Annotated in this window: 1 protein-coding gene; it reads right to left on the bottom strand. The window is 18.0% G+C overall.

Going from position 1 to position 512, the window contains the following annotated elements; all coding sequences use genetic code 11:
- Window positions 1-282: 282 nt before the first annotated feature.
- The coding region (locus LDP10_RS03175; protein ID WP_265197279.1) for a S1 RNA-binding domain-containing protein at window positions 283-512 on the bottom strand (230 nt) is incomplete at its 5' end.

Raw genomic sequence — 512 nt, 5'->3', positions numbered from 1 at the left:
CTGTATAAAATGAAATAATAAAAATAGAAATTTATTTTCTATATTATAAAAAATAATTTAAATAAAAATATCTACGATTATAAAAGAAATATGATAACAAATACATATAATATAAAAAAATTATTTAACAAAAAAAATATATCAAATATAATATTTATAATTAAAGTTATATTAAATATTTTTATTCCAAATAAAAATATTTTTAAAAAACTATTTTATATATAAAAAATTTATATAAATTTTTTTGAATAAAATTATCTACTGTTATCATCGGTAATATAATTACTCAGCAGCTTTAATACTAAGACGTAATCTTCCTTGTCTATCTACTTCTAATACTTTAACAGATACTATTTGATCTATTTTAAGATAATTAGTTACTTTTTCCACTCTTTTTTCAGCTATTTGTGAAATATGAACTAATCCTTCTTTTCCTATTCCAATAGAAACAAAAGCGCCAAAATCAACTATCCGCGTTACTTTTCCAATATAAATTTTACCTACTTCAATTT

This window comes from Buchnera aphidicola (Pemphigus obesinymphae) (genome assembly GCF_026122815.1).
In the GTDB taxonomy this organism is placed as follows: domain Bacteria; phylum Pseudomonadota; class Gammaproteobacteria; order Enterobacterales; family Enterobacteriaceae; genus Buchnera_C; species Buchnera_C aphidicola_BJ.
This window is presented reverse-complemented; position numbering and strand designations above follow the sequence as displayed.